Origin of the sequence: Paenibacillus amylolyticus, from assembly GCF_047302515.1 — a bacterium.
In the GTDB taxonomy this organism is placed as follows: Bacteria; Bacillota; Bacilli; order Paenibacillales; family Paenibacillaceae; genus Paenibacillus; species Paenibacillus amylolyticus_G.
The window spans coordinates 5,554,421-5,569,682 of the sequence record NZ_CP168019.1; the positions used below are offsets into that span (position 1 = coordinate 5,554,421).

A 15,262-nucleotide genomic window follows, 5' to 3' on the forward strand; every position below is an offset into this window, starting at 1 on the left:
GTTATTGTCCAAACATCTGCTGGCCTTTGCTCTTGAAGTCTTCTGCGATCTGCTCCGGTGATTTTTCACCCGAGAACAGCACCTGGATGTTTGGCTTCACAACCTGTTCCTTGAATTGTTTTTGCTGGGATGCTTTGTCGATATCCAGTTCCAGTACTACCGGCATCGCGATATTCTCTGCCATGACTTTTGCAGCAGCCAGATTATCCGGTTGACCAAGCTCTTTTCCTTTAAACAGATCCACTTGGGACTGTCTTACGAATGGAAGCGCCAGTTCATTGGCCGAGTTCCCTGCTTTGGCACCACTAAGCGCCTCCATGACCAGGAACGTATTTTTGGCATGTTGTTCGCCCTTGTCCTTTTTCTGTTTGAAGGCTACATACCCTTCGCCGCCCATCGTTGTGGCCGCAGGTTGATCATCATTATGCGGTACAGGCAACAGGACAAAATCAATCTTCTCTCCCTGCACCTTGCCATCATCGATGTCCTTGTTGCGGTTCTGAATCATCACATCATAATAAGGAATCGCTTTGGAGATAATCGCCGTTTCCCCCGCGTAGAACATATCTGTCCGTTTCGCTGGCGCGAGAGCCGCCGTTTCCTTCGGCATATACCCTTGATCCATCAGGTTTTTGATAAAAGAGAGGGTATCCAGAATGCGACCATCATTCCATTGGAACGTGCCGTCTTTATCAAGAACATCGATCATCCCGTTGTTACGAGACAGCATTTCGATGAAGTCAAGCGAGGTTCCGTCGGTAACCAGTGCATATTGCTTGGCCCCGCCATCCAGCGTTTTGGTCAGCTTGGCAGCAGCATCGTTGAATTCGGACCACGTCCAGCCATTTTGCTGAATGGACTTCCAATCAATGCCTGCTTCCTCCAGAATGCGTTTGTTCCCACCCCATGCCCATTGGAATTGATACAACGGTAGTCCGTACTGTTTCCCCTGAATCTGGCCTAAATCCAGCGTACCCGGCAGGTAGTCGTCCTTGATCTCAGGTGTCAGGTAGCTGTCCAGCTCAAGTGCCAATCCCGTATTCACATATGTGCCGTCTACGCTATGAAAGTAAAGATCCGGCGGGTTGCCCGCGTTCAAAGCGACATCGAATTTTTTGGGCCCTTCCGCCCAGGAGAGCATTTCCGTCTTCACGGTAATGTTCGGGTGTTCTTTATTGAAATCAGAGATTAGATCCTTCAGTTCATCTTCATATGTGCCATGTACAGGATAGGTCCATACCGTTACCGTATCATCGGCATTCGGATCATCCGAAGCAGCACCTCCGCTATTCCCACAGGCAGTAACCCAGACCATCATCAACAACATCGTCCATACCAGACCCTTCTTTTTCATCCCTTCATCTCCTTTGCATGTCATCATCCGATTCTTTCATTGCCTAACCATGCTACCCCTTTGTGATCGTTCAGCCTTCAAACGCCATCCACCTATACACGCGGCAGTAAGGAAAAGCACCTCCCCTGTAGATTGGGCCTGCCAGTCGCAGGCTAAATCTCTTAAATGCAATATTAACGTCAACTTAATTGACATTAACAGTATTGATTCCTTCCAAAATTGTAGATTGAATTCATTATATGAGTTGTAAAATAAAAATTCAACATTATTTTTTATCATAAAATTTAATTTTACTTTTTCTTTTCATGCAACTATACTATGTAAAAAGAAAACCCAAGCAAGCGAGGTGAGCCACTTTGCGAGTGTATGGAGGTATAGATGGAGGCGGTACCAATACTGATGCAGCAATCATTTCTGAATCTGGTGAAATTCTTGCCCGACTCAGCGGCGGTCCCACAAATCCTCACAGCGTATCAACTGAACAGGCCATTTCCGAACTGCAACGAGTGCTGGAACAGCTATTTAATCTAATAAGTGATTTATCGACAAATTGTGAGGGTATATGCCTTGGTATGTCAGGTGTAGATACGATCCAAGAACGGCAACTTATAGCCGAAGCAGTAAATAACTATATGAAGAGTCGTAATCGACAAGCATCAGAAGGTTGTCCAATCTGGGTTGTATCCGAAGGAGAGATTGCTCTGATGGCCTCTCTCGGACATACGCACGGTGTATTATGCATCTCTGGAACAGGGTCCATCGTGTACGGATTTACGCGGGAAGGCGAGCGATACCGTGCAGGAGGCTGGGGTCACCTGCTCGGAGATGAGGGGAGCGGCTATCGTATTGGGCAGCGTGCACTCCAAGTGGTTATGCAAAGTTATGACGGTGTTCTTCCTCCAACCTGTTTAACCCCGCTTCTTCTAAAGAAGCTGAACCTTCGGGATATATCGGAGCTAAAGACGCGGGTGTATCAGACGGATTGGGGCAAAACCGAGACCGCATCCATCGCCCGCCTAGCTATAGAAGCTGCTGAACTCGGAGATGAGGCCGCCCGGGCATTGATCATTGACGAAGCCTCACAATTGGCGGATACCGCCAAGGCACTGATTGCACGTCATCCCGAATTTGCATCCACTCCGGTTGTCCTGTCCGGATCAATGTTTCGATACGCTGCACTTTTCCGAAGTACATTTATTCAGAAGTTATCGGAATATTATGAAGAGTTGGACTTGGTATATCGTGAAGATGCCCCCGCTCCAGCGGTTGGCGCAGCACAACTGGCAAGAAGACGCTGTTCCCTGAATGAATCATTTTAAAAGAGAGAAGGAGGCCATACGGATGAATCACATGCTGAATTCACTAGTAACAGAACAACCCAATCCACTAACGGATCATATAGATGAATTGCCTTCGGCAGAAATTATGGAACTCATTAATAAGGAAGATCAACGGATTGCGGAGCTCATTCAGCCCCTGATTCCGGTCGTTGCTCAAGCTGCGGATCGGATCTTGGAGGCGTTTCAGTCTGGCGGGAGGCTATTTTATGTAGGCGCAGGTACCAGTGGACGATTAGGGATACTTGACGCTTCGGAATGCCCGCCTACCTACGGAACCCCTCCCTCCATGGTGCAGGGTATTATTGCAGGGGGATTCCGGGCAGTGAAGGACCCGGTTGAAGGTGCTGAAGATAATGAGGAGTTGGGAGCTGCGGACCTTGATGAACATGGCTTAGACAAAAACGATGTCGTGGTTGGCATTGCAGCCAGTGGACGAACGCCGTATGTGCTGGGTGCGATGAGACACGCCAAGGAGATCGGGGCTACGGTGATCAGCCTGAGCAATAATTCAGGCACGCCGATGACCCTGTTGGCTGATGTGAGCATTGAGGCTGTTGTCGGCCCAGAGGTTGTCATGGGTTCAACACGTATGAAGGCAGGCAGCGCCCAGAAAATGATTTTGAACATGCTCACCACTACCGCCATGATTCGTCTGGGCAAGGTTTACCGTAATTTCATGGTTGATCTGAACCCTTCGAACGAGAAGCTTGTCCATCGGGCCAAACGCATGATCCATCTAGCAACCGGAGCGAATGAAGAGGATATTGAAGAGGCTTTTAACGGTGCAGACGGTCATGTAAAAACGGCAATTGTCATGCTGATGGCAGGCGTGGACGCAACGGAAGCCCAGCACAGGCTTGATCTGGCTGACGGATTTGTCCGCAGCGCCATTGCGGGGCCTTCCTGAGCCGCACAAGGGGTATCATTAGAGGTGGTAAGAGAGGAGCCCGACATTAGTCTGGGCTCTTTTATTATTTTTTTATTCTAAAAGCGGATATAATCCGTCAAAAAAATCCCCTCCTGCATAATCAGAAAGGGATTCATATGGTTCTACTTCACTTGTGCTCCAGAATAGCCTGTCGGCTCTTCTCCAAATACTCCACCGACTGGTTATAATCCCGACTGGCAATCGCTAGATACAAAATATCGATCACGTTCAGCTGTGCAATCCGTGAAGAAGTTGCTCCGCTTCGAATATCACTTTCGGTGGAAGTAATCATCAGGGGTACATCCGCCATACTACTGAGTGTATTGCTGCCCCACTTGGTAATGCTGATTGTCGCTGCACCGCCATCGTGAGCATGCTTGAGACAGGAGATTACGTTCGACGTCTCCCCTGAATACGAGATACATACAACCGCATCATCTTCACGAAGCGTCGTTGCGGACGAAATCTGCATATGCGGATCGGCGAACGAAAAGCTTGTGCGATTGATTCGCATGAACTTGTAATGTGCATCCAGCGCAATCAGGTTGGAGGCCCCTACTCCATAGAAAAAGATCCGGTTCGCCTGATGAAGCACGTCCACGGCTTTTTCCACCAGACGTGGGTCCAGAATATGAACCGTATCCTTCACCGACTGAATATTGTTTGCGGACACATGCTGAATAATGCTCTCCATGGAGTCCTGGGGACGAATCTCCGTATATTGATATGGCTCACTCGTCTGCAAATCTCCGGCAATCTTCAGCTTCAGCTCCTGAAAACCCGTTACACCCAGTGATTTGCAGAGACGGATAATGGCAGCTGGGCTGCCTCCACTCCGTTCAGACAACTGGGCCACCGAGGATTGAACAGTTTCTTGCGGGTGATCGAGAATATAAGCTCCGATCTTCCGTTCGGACGGGGTCAAGTCATCCATTAATGCGCGTAAACGCACAAGTCCACCTTTCATGCCTTCCATTCGCTCCTCCTTTCCGTACTGCATTCATGTACAAGCATTTTATCTTATAATTCCACTCGCGTCTAATCGAATTCCTCGCCCTTCCATAACTGAACTCCAATTAAAGTCAGGCCTCACTAAAGTGTGAGATTGCCTGAGATTACGGCGTATTTCGCGCCGGTTACTGCCGGGAGTGTATTGGTTCTTCCCATGAGTGCCTCATGGCCCAGTAGAGCAAATCCAATGGCTTCCCGAGCATCATCGGGTATGCCATAATCTGCTGTTCGTTCTAAACGGATATCCTCAGGTAGTCTCTGACGGATCATCTCCATCAGCGTGGCATTGGAAGTGCCACCACCGCACGCGAGCATGGCCGATATTTGCGCCTTGGGCAGGATAAAATCCTTCACTGCACGCACGATGGTTTCCGCGGTCAGACAAGTGGCAGTAGCCAGCGTATCTTCAAGAGATAAGGAACGCTCTGCGGCCATCTCCATCAGTCTCACTGCATACGCTGCTCCATATACTTCTCGCCCGGTACTTTTCGGTGGAAGTCTTTTGAAATACTCATCCTCCAAACACAGGTCTACCAGACCCTGATCGACCTTCCCCTGTGCGGCAATACTTCCATTCGGATCATAATGCTGCCGCCCATCCGTTGCCTGTCGCACAATGGCGTCCATCACCATATTACCCGGTCCCGTATCAAATGCCGAAATACCTTCGGTAAATGACTCGGAGGGAAGCACCGTGACATTGCCAATGCCGCCGATATTCTGCACCAGCCGTCCTTCCGTCGGGCTACCGAACATCAGAGCATCCGCATAAGGCGTAAGTGGGGCACCTTCCCCACCAGCGGCCATATCCCTTGCCCGCAGGTTGCCAATCACTGGCAGTCCTGTCCGTTCTCGAACGACAGCACATTCACCGATCTGCAATGTCGATACCACATCAATACTTGCTCCCGTTGGCCCTGGAAATGAAGTTGCTACAGGAGCATGCCATACCGTCTGTCCATGCATACTAATCACATCCACCTGCTGCGTTGAGATACCGGCAGACTGTATCAGTTCCGTAACGCTATGCGCATACCACTCCGATACACCAAAATGCGCGGCTGTCAGTTCGTCGACACGAGCTGTTCCCGGTGAACATAACCGGATCAGTACGTCTCTCAATCCATTCGAATACGGCACACAGACGAAATCAACCAGCTCTATCTGCTGTAATGCCCCGCTCATATCGGTTTGAATACGCACCAATGCCGCGTCAGTTCCATCGAGTGACGTTCCTGACATTAGTCCGATGACCAGATGCTCCTGCTTCAAACGATACTTCTCCCACATCGGATAGCTGCCTGTATCCATCCACTTCCAACCTCCTGCAAGACCCAATGAACACGTCATCCTGCCATAATTTCACCCAGTATATGATATTAAATTTCACAAGTCAAACATTATATGAAATTTAATTACATCATTGAAAATAAAAAGAGAGATATTCATCCCATTTGCGATCACACATCATGTTTTCTTCCATCAATTGATAATTAGATATCAGAAGAGAAACATTTTTACATTTTTACCGTTTATACTATGTAGGTATATTTTGGAAGTGAGATATAGATCTAATACTAGTCGAGGTGCATAATGAAGAAAACTATTTTACTACTGTTTTTGAGTCTGTTCTTACTCGTTTTGCTCCCTAATCAGGGAAATGCCGCTGCAAGCACGTCGAAAATCTTTATGGATGGAGAGGAATTAGTCCTCCCAAGTGATGTACAGGTGACGATTATCAATAAAAACGTGATGATCCCGATTCGTGTCGTTGCCGAAAATTTGAAATTCAAAGTCGATTGGAACCAACAAGCACACACTGTAAAAATTCAGCAAGATCAACAGACGATTTCCCTAACCGTCGATCAAAAGCAAGCCATGGTTGCTGACAAACAAGTCACTTTGAACACAGCACCGCAGATTTTGAATAAAACGCTGGTGGTTCCCATTCGATTTGTCAGTGAACAAATGGGGCTTAAGGTGAGATGGAACAATCAAGACAAGATCGTATACTTAACAAACACCAGTAAGGAACCTGCTATTGAACCAGGAAATAGTCCTGGAAAAGGGGATTCAAGCTCTACCGCTCAGGTTACCGATATCCAATTTGCCAACAATCAGCTCGTCTTATCCACGGATGGGGCCGTTCAGCCAGTAGTAACGACCCTCAAGTACCCTGATCGTCTGGTTGTGGACTTGCCCGGAGCCACCTTTGGTGATATCTCCCAGCCGCTGGATCAAGGACTCAATGGCAAGTTGGATGTGAGCGGTTATCCCAATGTGACAGAAGTGAGATATTCACTGTTCAAACGAGAACCGGCACAAGTTCGCATTGTCGTAGAATTGAATAATGTGAAGAATGTCCAGTACAGCCACAATGTGATTGCCGACAAACTGATTGTTGATCTGAATGTTGCGGGTGACAATGTCACACCTGCTCCAGTCACTCCAGTAGGCGACTCAGGACGCAAGGTTGTGGTCATCGATCCAGGACACGGTGGCAGTGATCCAGGGACGATCAGCATCACGAACAAACCCGAAAAGGAATACAATCTGGCAATAGCTCACAAAGTACAAGCCCTGCTGCTCAATGAACCTAATATCGAATTGGTGATGACTCGTGAAGGTGATACCTATCCGACCCGCCCTGAGCGTGTTCAGCTCGCCAATCAATTAAACGCGGATGTATTTGTATCTATCCATGGCAACAGCGTGAAGTCCGCACCCCAAGCCACAGGTACGGAGACATATTATTATCAACGCAGTAACAGCAAGGAATTAGCTACTATCATTCATCAACGTTTGGTGAAAGCCATGGGTCTCAGAGATCGTGGTGTGAAAAATGGCAACTTGGAAGTAATCCGAGACACGACCATGCCTGCAGTGCTTTTGGAAGTGGGATTCTTGAGTAATGTGCTCGATGAAGAACTGATGTCGTCCGAAGTTGTTCAGATGAAAGCCGCTCAAGCGATAGCCGATGGAATCAAGGAGTATTTGGGCCTATAAATCATCAGATAAAGGAAGTGATTCTTTGAATAAGAAGCTAGGTTGTGCACTTATATTATCATGCTTGATCCTTATCGGAGTTGGATGTGTTCAGAAGCCAGTGAGCCAATCCGGTTCGAATGAACCTGCTGTTCAGGGAGGACAGGCGCAGGCGCCAAACCCATCCGAAACGGAGGTGGATCTGGGCACAATGAATACACAAGTCGTCGATGTATATTTGGCAGATTCTCAGGTCCTTGAGCTGGAGAAAACAGAACAGGAAATTGAATACAAGGATGATTCCGAAAAATATGAAAAAACATTTGCAGCGTTGCAAACGAACACCGATTCGGAGCTTGTTTCCCTCTGGGAGCAGGTGGAATTGCTCTCTATCCAATATGCTGAGGGTACAGTGACTTTGGATGTTCATATCCCCGCTGAAGCCAATCTCGGTACCAGTGGAGAATTGCTCGCATTGGAAGCTTTAACAACAACGATGTTTCAATTTGATGAATTGAACAGTCTGGATATACTGGTGGATGGTGAAGCCGTGGATAGTTTAATGGGGCACTCCGAACTTGAACATCCCATTCATCGCGAACCCTGAATGATCACACAACAATGGAAAAAGAACGTCCCCAGGGACGTTCTCAGATAACGAACGCAACACTTCGTTTCATGCACAGTTCACACATATAGCTCGTCACCAGCAGACAGTGAATGTATAACTGTTCCCGGTGAAGGGCTATTTCTGAGCAATCCTTCTTTTAATCTGTCCGTCTCTGCCCGGTAAGCATGCACAAGGACCGTATGCCTTGCTGGAATCTGATGCAGCATCCGCTCGACATCCTTCCAGCCCTGATGCACTTTATAACGTATTTTTCGCACATCACACACTCCATACTTGTCAGGAACCCGTAGCAACTTATCAGCAAATGTACCATGAGCAACATGCCCGGTGAGCAGAATCAGATTCTCCTCCCTGTCCGATAATTGACTATAATACCAACGGGCAAGCGAGGACTGCATCATGCCGTCCGGAATGAACCATAGCGAAGCAGCATGATGTTCCAACAGTTGTTCCCGCTCTTGGGTGTTCGTAGGCAGATCCCATCCTCGTCCGGTCAGAAAGCAATCGATTTCGTCTTTCAACGAACTTCCGATGACATGCTCTCCCTTCTCCCTCAACCAATACGGAACATGCATAAGCTGCTTCATACCGTCCACCAGCCCTTGTTCCACTACGATTGGAACAGCCGGGAATTGTTGTTGTGCCCACAGTATGATCTCCTGTCCACGCCCTACGACAGGCATAGGTAAGAGCACCTTTCCACCTTGAGCAATCGTCTGGCGAATGGCTCGTTCCAGCTGTTCCAGTTTGTCAGCCTGTGCATCTTGGTCCGTACCGTAGGCCGCATCAACGATCGCCAGATCTACCAGCCCGACGGAAGATATTGGCGCAGCGCCTGCAACGTCTGCTATGTTTGCTATGTTTGCTATGTTTGCTATGTTTGCTCTGACTGCTCTATCTGCTCCGTTGGATGTGAAATTCCCCTGCTTCATGGGTATCTCCATGGCTACAAGTGTTCTTGACGACGCCTCTGATGCAACAGATGTCTGATCTTGTGACGTTATGAATTCTCCAGCCTTTTTCCCACTGTTCATAACGATTAGTTCCTCGGCGCCCCACTGTTCGCTGCTCGGAGCATCGGACACAGGATTCTCACGAAGCATGCTTGTCTGCCAGAACGCCTCCGCTGGACAATCCTCCTGTAAAAGCATCGACTCGGACGTGTAGTCCCCGGAATAGAAAATCCGCTTACCTTCCATTTCAACCCCAAACCACACCGATCCAGCCAGATGTCCACTCCGTCCCCACATCACTTTTACTTCAGGAATGGGTTCGAACCAGGTTTGGGATACAACCTCATCCTCCAGATACCGATAACGAATAGCTTGCTCATCTGCTTCATCATAAGGAAGTTCTTCGCCTACACGCTCTACAAACCTACACCAGTTGGCAAAATACGTACGCAGCTGCGCCCTCGTCTCTCTCGTCGTCCACACTTCACCCTGGTAGCCCCTCTTATACAGCAAAGGGATGGCGACCGAATGATCCTCATGGGCGTGGGACAACAGGACCGCATCCAGTTGCGGGACGATCTTCGGGTCAATCAGCGGATACTCCCCCGTACCTTCTTTTTTCACACCACAATCCAGCAAAAGGCGAACATTGCTGCCACTCAGGAGATAGGCGGAACGTCCATGTTCCCCTGCCCCGCCCCATACGTTCAGTTTGATCATGATGCATTCCACTTTCTCTTTGAATTCAGCAGTTCGATTCCCAGCAGCATCAGCACCGTCATACCTACAGTCACAACGGCCATCGCCATTCCCAGTGATACCTGACCTTGTTCAAACTGGGCAAAAATATACGTAGCCGACGTCTGCATCGACGGCGGAAGAATCAACAACGATCCGACCAGTTCCCTTGTTGCAATCGTAAAGGTCATGATCCAACCCGCCAACATGCCGGGTAGGATCAGCGGGATCAGGATACGCCGCAGAATATACAGCGGCTTACCGCCAAAGACTTGCCCAGCCTGGAACAATGTTCCGTCAATCTGGGTAAAGCTCGATTTTACATACTGCACGGTGTAAGGCAAGAAGAGCACAACGTACGTGAGCACAACCATGCCGTAGGTGTTATACAACGTGACTGGCATCCAGGGTGAGTTCCAGAAGAGAATCAGACCCACGACCATCACGATACCCGGCACCGTATTAGGCAACAGACTGAACAAGTCAATCACACGCTGCATGAATGAAGATGATCGGCCGATCGCGAGTGCAAATCCGGTTCCGATAATAACAGCAACAGTTGAAGCCGCGAGGGATAGACCGAGACTGTTCCCGATGGCCTTCATACTCACCGATCCCCAAGATAACAGCTCTTTGTAATGATCCAAGGTCAGATTATCAAATGCAATTCCCGATCCCCGTAACTTCATGGTCGAAGCGGCGATGATGGAGAAATACGGAATACCTATCGACAGGATCAACAGGATTGCAAGATACACCCCGCACAACCATCCTGCTCCGCCACGAAGAGAATATCGCTTCGAACGTTGCCCTTTGCCACCAACCAGACGATACGTGAACTTTCGACTCATGGCAGACTGCATATACCACATCACCAGACAGACGGACAACAGCACCGATGCCAGCGAAGTCGCCTTACCGAAGTCAATCGGCCAACTGGAGATGTACTTATGAATTTCGGAGGTCATGACATAATAGCCAATCTTGCGCCCGAAGGTTGCCGGTGTTCCGAATTCCGCAATCGTTTTGACAAAGACCAGCATGATTCCCATGCCGTAAGACGACAACAACAGGGGTAAAATAATACGTCTGAAACGGTATCCTGCACGTGCACCGTGCACGGCTCCCGCTTCTTCCAGATTGCCACCGATGCGGATCAATGCATCTCGAAGCAGCAGATACAGGAACGGGAACAGGTGCAAGCTCATGATGAGCACCATGCCCCAGAAGCTGAAGAACAGCTCACTCCAGCCCGCAGATGAGGGCACCCATTGCTGGAGATATCCCCCTTTTTGCATAAACAGAATCCAGCCCATCGAGCCGATATACGGCGGGGTCATGAACGGAATCATCAGGATTACATCGACCCAGCGATGCTCGCCCATCCGAGTCTTCGCCATCATCCAGGCCAGCGGTAGCGCCAGCAGTGTGGTTACCGCTACAACGCAGATGCCAAGCCAGACGGAATTCAGCAACACACCGGATAGATGATGACCGGTAATTGTGCGAATTGGAGCCACCCAGTCCCATTGTCCGTCCGGATAGACACTTTGCCAGAAGATCAGCAAGAGCGGCACGCCAATGCTTATGGTCAGCAGAAAGAGGGCCAGAATCACGCCCACTCTCCGAAAAATTCGGTTGTTGTCCATTCCAACAGGTTTCACTACGTTCACCTCACATGACTTTCCACAGACAGCAGGTATTCCTTTTGCCTAGTTGTCTCTATCCTTGTTCTTCTTTCGGTATTTTGCATAATTCGAATCAAATCGCTCGCGGGTACAAGGTATAGACGAATAGAAGCATTTCGATCTATACCTTGCTTATTGAAAGACGCTCTTTGGATTTATGCAAAAGTACCTACTTAAAAGTCTCGGAAAAACGTGCTGCTGTCTCTTCGCCATGTTCGCTCATCCAGTTCCAATCCACTTTAAGTTGTGGAATATCCTTCACATTGGCACGGTTAGTCGCTTCAATGTCTTCGCGGCCCGGAATCAGATAAGCATCTGCAACAAGCTTCTGTGCTTCATCGGACAACAGGTAGTCAATGAACGCTTTGGCGTTCTCTACATTTGGACTGGATTTCAGAATCGCTGCCGGTCTTGGGCTGATTACCGTGCCTTCCTCAGGATATACGATATCCAGTGGTTCGCCTTTTGCCTTGGAGGAATACGCCATGTAGTCCACACCTGCTGCTACGATGCTTTTGGCACCCGTAATGACCGGATCAAGTGCTTCCTGATTGGCGCCTGCCATCGCTACACCATTGGCTTTATAGGCACTCAGCAGATCCCAACCTTTTTCACCGTTCGCGCTCAGGTAGCCTGTGATGAAGTCGAGTGCTGAACCTGATAATGTAGGGTCGGGAATGTTCACTGCATCTTTCCACGCAGGCGTAGCCAGCTCTGCCCAACTTGTTGGTGGTGTAGATACCAGTTTGGTGTTATACACAATGCCCAGTGCGGAAGCACTGCTGCTAAAATAGTTGCCCTCTGCATCCGACCAGTCCTTGTTCAACTTGTCTGCATTGGCTGCTTCAGGGTATGGCATAGTAAGTCCATCGGCTTTCAGAGCCTGTGCGGAAGGTAAAGAGGCCAGGATCACAACGTCTGCAACCGGATTGGATTTCTCAGCTTCCATACGAGCCAGAATTTTTCCTGTCGTCCCCTGGAACATCTCAACTTCGATCCCTGTTTTGTCTGTAAATCCGCTCACGATGTTATCCGCCAGCTTCTGTGGGCCAGCACTGTACAAGACCAACTTGCCACCAGCCGGTTTCGTTGTTTCTGCCGCTGCTGCTGTGTTTCCTTCACCTGCGGGTTGTGCTGCGTTGCCTGTGGTCGAGTTCCCTGTACTACATCCGAACAAACTGATACTCATTACCGCTGTCAATAACAGCATTACGCTCTTTTTTCGTGTGTTCATACCCAACATATTCGTCCATCTCCCCTGGTTTCTTATAAAATGTGTACTTCTGCTTCCAACTGCGTGCTTGTTCAACAATCTAATATGCCACTGCGATCGCTTCGTTCTGCTTCACACTCGGGTGGTCATAACCGTCCATTCGGCATATCCGCTCAGGGGTTACATAGAGCTGCACTCGCTCCCCTACGCGCGCCCTTTGGTTCATATAGGCTGTCCATACGCCCAGCCCTTCCATCTGCACTCGTACTTCATAGCGCTCACCTACATAGCTGACACTAAGCACCGTTCCCGGATAACACAGATCGTCATGACCTGTTTTGTTCCAGGTGACATGCTCTGGTCGCACCATCGATTGATTAGGCGTGAGCCAGTTGGACTTTCCGATAAACGAAGCGACATACGGATCACTTGGCGCCGAGTAGATCGTTTCCGGGCTTCCTTTTTGCAATATCCGCCCCTTCTGCATCACCACAATCTCATCCGACATTGACATCGCCTCAATCTGATCATGTGTGACGTACAGCGCAGTCAGTCCTATGTCCCGAACCAGCGACATCATCTCAATCCGCATCTCTTCCCGGAGTACAGCATCCAGTGCGCTCAGTGGTTCATCGAACAGGATCACACCAGGTCTGACCGCTACGGCTCTGGCAAAAGCAACCCGTTGCTGCTGTCCACCAGACAGCTGATGAGGATATCGATCTTCCATGCCTTGCAGGCGAACCATGCCAAGTGCTTCGTTCACCTTTTGCCGCAGATCAGATTTCTGTTTTCCGGCCTTCAGGCCAAATGCTACATTTTCGTATACGGTCATATGCGGCCATAATGCAAAATCCTGAAACACCATGCCCAGATTACGCTTGTGTGTTGGTATATCAATCCGCTTCGCCGCAGAGTAGATACACTGACCATCTGCACGAATCTCCCCCGCGTCCGGCTGTTCCAGCCCGGCCAACATGCGGAGCAGTGTTGTTTTGCCACAGCCCGATGGGCCGAGCAGTGTCGTGAACTTTCCATGTTCAAGCGTTAGATCTGTTGGCAGCAGTGCGGGTGTTTGATTAAATGATTTTTGAATTCCAGTCATCTCTAATTTCATAAGCATCCCTGCCTGTCTTCTGTTACTTAATCTCTTGCACTGTTCTCAGTCTAACGTCCGCTTTCGCGAGTTGTATGTCTTGTATGTAAAATTGGAATTAACTTTTTAGATGAATTCTGTTGATGTTCATAGATTAAATCTATAGTAGGTGAACTAAATTAATTTTCATGTTGTCGCTCCGATTACAGCACCATCTTCCGATCGCTGTTATCCCCAGATTTCTTATATTCCCTTTATGAAGGGAGAAATCCGGGGATAAAGGCGAACGCTTCGCTTCTTCAGATTGGTTCTGTACTCTCCGTCTTTATGAAAACATTAGATCATCTTATATATTGGGGCTAGTAGAAGTGAGAGGAGTGTTGGGACATTGAATCTGATCAAATTGCAAATTGTTGAACTGATCGACAAGCATCATCACATGACAAGCGTGGCCGAGTTACTGGGGATCAAGCAACCTACCGTTACATTTCATATGAAGTCATTGGAGGAGGAGATGGGTGTGCGATTATTCGAATCGCGTAGTGGAAAGACCTTTTTAACCGAAGCCGGACAGGCTTTGCTCCACTATTCTGTCAAAATAAATGCTCTGACCCAAGAGGCACGACGGGTAGTAAAGGAATATGACAGTCTCTATCGGGGCACCCTGCACATTGGGGCAAGCTATGTACCGGCTACATATTTGCTGCCTACCATACTCAACACCTTTTCTCAGGAATTCCCGGGCATTCGCATTGTCTTATCCGTCAAACCATCACCTGTTATTCGCGAGATGCTGATTCGGCATCAGATTGATCTGGGTGTGATCTCTTCTGAGCCATTTGTTGGACCCGCGCTGCAAGCTGAGACGCTGTGTGAAGATGACCTGGTATTGATCTGTTCTCCGCAGCATGGGTTGGCCCAGAAGGATACATTAATACCTGATCATATCGCACAGATTCCTTTTGCCTTACATGGCAATGAATCCAGTACACGGCGGTTAACCAATCAATGGCTTGCGCAACATGACATTCGTTTGCGGAGCACCGTTGAGATGGATTCCCTGGAAGCGATTAAACAGCTCGTGTTAATCGGGGGGCATGTCTCATTCATGTCTCGGATGGCAGTACAGTGGGAGGAACAGCACGGGCTCATTCAAGTTCTTCCCATTCCCGGAGAGCAAGCGCCGCGCCATATCTATACGGTACATAACAAGGACCGCCACCCTTCCGTTCAGGTAAACCGCTTCAAAGAAGTGCTGCGAGAGGTGAGTCACGGCTTTCCCATTTTCCATGGCTGATTGCCCTGATCCGCTATAAACTATCGTT

At 48.8% G+C, this 15,262-nt stretch carries 12 protein-coding genes; 5 read left to right on the forward strand and 7 right to left on the reverse strand.

The features are described from left to right. Position 1: 1 nt before the first annotated feature. Positions 2-1,354 carry an ABC transporter substrate-binding protein gene (locus ACDJ59_RS24210; protein ID WP_413406390.1) on the reverse strand — a complete coding sequence of 451 codons (1,353 nt, stop codon included), beginning with the start codon at positions 1,352-1,354 and terminating at the stop codon, positions 2-4. A gap of 362 nt (positions 1,355-1,716) precedes the next feature. Between ACDJ59_RS24210 and ACDJ59_RS24215 the strand changes: the two genes are divergently transcribed. After that, on the forward strand, positions 1,717-2,673 hold the full coding sequence (locus ACDJ59_RS24215) for an N-acetylglucosamine kinase (RefSeq protein WP_413409907.1): 957 nt from the start codon (positions 1,717-1,719) through the stop codon (positions 2,671-2,673). A 22-nt stretch (positions 2,674-2,695) separates the two neighbouring features. Continuing rightward, the gene (gene murQ, locus ACDJ59_RS24220; RefSeq protein WP_413406392.1) at positions 2,696-3,601 is read left to right on the forward strand and encodes an N-acetylmuramic acid 6-phosphate etherase; all 906 of its coding nucleotides are present in this window, start codon (positions 2,696-2,698) and stop codon (positions 3,599-3,601) included. A 148-nt stretch (positions 3,602-3,749) separates the two neighbouring features. On the opposite strand, the gene ACDJ59_RS24225 is transcribed toward murQ, so the two are convergent. Further along, positions 3,750-4,589, reverse strand: coding sequence for a MurR/RpiR family transcriptional regulator (locus ACDJ59_RS24225; RefSeq protein WP_036616797.1), 840 nt, complete (start codon positions 4,587-4,589; stop codon positions 3,750-3,752). 125 nt (positions 4,590-4,714) lie between these two features. Beyond that, complete coding sequence (locus ACDJ59_RS24230; protein WP_413406394.1) at positions 4,715-5,944, reverse strand: anhydro-N-acetylmuramic acid kinase; 1,230 nt, start codon at positions 5,942-5,944, stop codon at positions 4,715-4,717. 282 nt (positions 5,945-6,226) lie between these two features. On the opposite strand from ACDJ59_RS24230, the gene ACDJ59_RS24235 reads away from it, so the two are divergent. Both ACDJ59_RS24235 and ACDJ59_RS24240 read left to right on the forward strand, forming a co-directional pair. Continuing rightward, the gene (locus tag ACDJ59_RS24235) at positions 6,227-7,639 is read left to right on the forward strand and encodes an N-acetylmuramoyl-L-alanine amidase (RefSeq protein WP_413406396.1); all 1,413 of its coding nucleotides are present in this window, start codon (positions 6,227-6,229) and stop codon (positions 7,637-7,639) included. A 100-nt stretch (positions 7,640-7,739) separates the two neighbouring features. After that, positions 7,740-8,225 carry a GerMN domain-containing protein gene (locus ACDJ59_RS24240; RefSeq protein ID WP_413406398.1) on the forward strand — a complete coding sequence of 162 codons (486 nt, stop codon included), beginning with the start codon at positions 7,740-7,742 and terminating at the stop codon, positions 8,223-8,225. Between the two features lie 80 nt (positions 8,226-8,305). Here the strand turns inward: ACDJ59_RS24240 and ACDJ59_RS24245 are convergent, their stop codons facing one another. From ACDJ59_RS24245 to ACDJ59_RS24260, 4 genes are all read right to left on the reverse strand, one after another. Next, a complete protein-coding gene (locus ACDJ59_RS24245) occupies positions 8,306-9,922 on the reverse strand; it encodes an MBL fold metallo-hydrolase (RefSeq protein ID WP_413406400.1) in 1,617 nt (538 codons plus the stop codon). Further along, a complete protein-coding gene (locus tag ACDJ59_RS24250; protein WP_413409909.1) occupies positions 9,919-11,589 on the reverse strand; it encodes an ABC transporter permease in 1,671 nt (556 codons plus the stop codon). Before ACDJ59_RS24250 ends, ACDJ59_RS24245 begins: the two co-directional genes overlap by 4 nt. 208 nt (positions 11,590-11,797) lie before the next feature. Continuing rightward, positions 11,798-12,871 (reverse strand): ABC transporter substrate-binding protein, encoded by a 1,074-nt coding sequence (locus ACDJ59_RS24255; RefSeq protein ID WP_413406402.1) that lies wholly within the window; start codon positions 12,869-12,871, stop codon positions 11,798-11,800. A 70-nt stretch (positions 12,872-12,941) separates the two neighbouring features. Then, positions 12,942-13,958 carry an ABC transporter ATP-binding protein gene (locus tag ACDJ59_RS24260; RefSeq protein ID WP_413409910.1) on the reverse strand — a complete coding sequence of 339 codons (1,017 nt, stop codon included), beginning with the start codon at positions 13,956-13,958 and terminating at the stop codon, positions 12,942-12,944. Between the two features lie 367 nt (positions 13,959-14,325). Between ACDJ59_RS24260 and ACDJ59_RS24265 the strand changes: the two genes are divergently transcribed. Beyond that, positions 14,326-15,234, forward strand: a complete 909-nt coding sequence (locus tag ACDJ59_RS24265) for a LysR family transcriptional regulator (protein WP_413406404.1) — start codon at positions 14,326-14,328, stop codon at positions 15,232-15,234. The last annotated feature ends 28 nt before the right edge of the window (positions 15,235-15,262 follow it).

Excerpts from the sequence above, each read along its gene's own strand:
- ACDJ59_RS24210 (WP_413406390.1), bottom strand. The coding sequence starts at position 1,354 with ATGAAAAAGAAGGGTCTGGTATGGACGATGTTGTTGATGATGGTCTGG.
- murQ (WP_413406392.1), top strand. The coding sequence starts at position 2,696 with ATGAATCACATGCTGAATTCACTAGTAACAGAACAACCCAATCCACTA.
- ACDJ59_RS24225 (WP_036616797.1), bottom strand. The coding sequence starts at position 4,589 with ATGAAAGGTGGACTTGTGCGTTTACGCGCATTAATGGATGACTTGACC.
- ACDJ59_RS24230 (WP_413406394.1), bottom strand. The coding sequence starts at position 5,944 with ATGGATACAGGCAGCTATCCGATGTGGGAGAAGTATCGTTTGAAGCAG.
- ACDJ59_RS24235 (WP_413406396.1), top strand. The coding sequence starts at position 6,227 with ATGAAGAAAACTATTTTACTACTGTTTTTGAGTCTGTTCTTACTCGTT.
- ACDJ59_RS24245 (WP_413406400.1), bottom strand. The coding sequence starts at position 9,922 with ATGATCAAACTGAACGTATGGGGCGGGGCAGGGGAACATGGACGTTCC.
- ACDJ59_RS24250 (WP_413409909.1), bottom strand. The coding sequence starts at position 11,589 with ATGGACAACAACCGAATTTTTCGGAGAGTGGGCGTGATTCTGGCCCTC.
- ACDJ59_RS24255 (WP_413406402.1), bottom strand. The coding sequence starts at position 12,871 with ATGTTGGGTATGAACACACGAAAAAAGAGCGTAATGCTGTTATTGACA.
- ACDJ59_RS24260 (WP_413409910.1), bottom strand. The coding sequence starts at position 13,958 with ATGAAATTAGAGATGACTGGAATTCAAAAATCATTTAATCAAACACCC.